Consider the following 428-nt stretch of genomic DNA (forward strand, 5'->3'; position numbering starts at 1 on the left):
CTCCAACTACGTGCCGGCGAGCCAGCAGATGGCGGCGGCCAGGTCGATGCCGGGCACGCGCTTGGGCAGCTGGAACGCCGCCATCAGCAGGCTCGCCGGCACGTAGTTGGAGGACAGGATGCCGAGCAGGCCGGCCTCGGCCAGTTCCTGCGCCGCCACGTTGCCGGAATGGGAGCCGCCGCGGATCAGGTTGGGTGCCCCCATCATCACGGTGATGCCGGCCGCGTGCGAGGCTTCTGCCGCCTCGCGGGTGGTCGGGAACTCGGCGAGCGCCACCGACTCGGCCTGCGACATCGCCACGTCGGCGAGCGTCGTGTCGTCGTGGCTCGCCAGCGGAATGCGGTGCGCGCGCGCCAGCGCCACGAGGATCGGGCGGTTGCGGGCGTTCAGGGCGGCGCCGTCGCGGATCTTGCGCGCGGTGCCGGCCC

At 73.4% G+C, this 428-nt stretch carries 1 pseudogene; it reads right to left on the minus strand.

Going from position 1 to position 428, the window contains the following annotated elements:
* Nucleotides 1–6: 6 nt before the first annotated feature.
* Nucleotides 7–428: pseudogene (locus tag FV222_RS29120) on the minus strand (alpha-D-ribose 1-methylphosphonate 5-triphosphate diphosphatase); the annotation flags it as partial.

This window comes from Methylobacterium sp. WL103 (assembly GCF_008039885.1).
GTDB classification, from domain to species: Bacteria; Pseudomonadota; Alphaproteobacteria; order Rhizobiales; family Beijerinckiaceae; genus Methylobacterium; species Methylobacterium cerastii.